The organism is Ruegeria sp. CE9 (genome assembly GCF_056537425.1).
On record NZ_JBQFRO010000079.1, the window covers coordinates 1 to 1,195 of the forward strand.

Annotated in this window: 2 protein-coding genes; both read left to right on the top strand. The window is 57.7% G+C overall.

Annotated features, from left to right (window positions below; translation table 11 throughout):
• Positions 1-129: 129 nt before the first annotated feature.
• Complete coding sequence (locus ACR0B3_RS24145) at positions 130-912, top strand: glycosyltransferase family 25 protein (RefSeq protein WP_340299137.1); 783 nt, start codon at positions 130-132, stop codon at positions 910-912.
• On the top strand, positions 909-1,195 hold a 287-nt coding region (locus ACR0B3_RS24150), incomplete at its 3' end, for a methyltransferase family protein (protein ID WP_480811258.1). The genes ACR0B3_RS24145 and ACR0B3_RS24150, both read left to right, overlap by 4 nt.

Genomic DNA, 1,195 nt, shown 5'->3' on the forward strand with positions numbered 1-1,195 from the left:
GCCAGACTTGGCCGCGCAATTGGTGACAGCGGGCCAAGCGCAATTATCCGAGAAATTCACCAAATCCCGCGTTGTGGCGCAATATTTGGCGCTGATTGACGGGGATTTGTCTGCAATGGATTTTGGTCGATGAGGGTGTTGATCATCAATATGGCAACGGCCAAGGATCGTATGGCCTTTATGGCCGCGCAGATGGATTATTTCGGTCTGGACTGGGCGCGGATGGAGGCGATTACCCCCGACACGTTAACCCCGCCTGCCGATGATCCTGTATGGCATCGGTGGCAGCGACCCTTGCGGGTGACAGAAATGGCGCTTTGCGCTTCGCATATGGCCGCGTGGCGCGCTGTGATTGCGGCGGATGTCCCGCATTTGATTTTAGAGGATGACGCGACCTTGGCTGCGGATTTGCCCGCCTTTCTCGCGGATGTTGCTGGGTTGACCGATGTCGATCACATCTCGCTTGAGACGCGCGGTCGCAAAAAGGTTTTGGGCCGCGTCTTGCATTCTGCGGCCCCGATGCTGCGCCTCTGGCAGGATCGAACGGGTTCTGCGGCCTATATCGCCTATCCTAAGGGGGCAAAGCTAATGCTTGATCACGCGCTGCGTGTGGGTGGGCCATCGGATGCGATTATTTCCTCCACATATGGGATGCGCAGCTATCAGGCTGTGCCTGCTTTGGCGGTGCAATTGGATATTTGCGCGCAATATGGGGTGCCGCAGGCGCTTGAAACCCGATCTTTGATTGATGCCGTTGAAAAGCCGCGCTTGCCGGTGTCGGGCATGGCGGCGCTTGGGTTTCGGGCGCGGCGGATTTGGGGGCAGATCGTCATGGGGTGGCGTCAGTTGCGGCACCCGGGCACAAGGCTGCATGTTGCGCCTGCGCGCGATTGGCCAAAGATCACGCTATGAGGGCGTTACGGGCCTATTTTGATATTCCACCAATATGGCTGTTCCTTGCCGCAGCGGTGGCGTGGATCTTGGCGCGAGAATTGCCCCTGATCATGGCCTTTGGCCCCGTGTTTCGTGTGGGCGGGTGTCTGACCATCGCTGTGGGGGTCGCCGTGATCTTATGGGCGGCTTGGTTTTTCTATCGGGCCAAAACACCGATTGAACCGCGCCATACCCCAAAGGCTTTGATCACATCTGGCCCGTTCAAATATAGCCGCAACCCGATCTATTTAGGCATGGTGTT

Bases quoted from the DNA above. Each gene is read 5' to 3' on its own strand.
- ACR0B3_RS24145 (WP_340299137.1), top strand. From the start codon at position 130: ATGAGGGTGTTGATCATCAATATGGCAACGGCCAAGGATCGTATGGCC.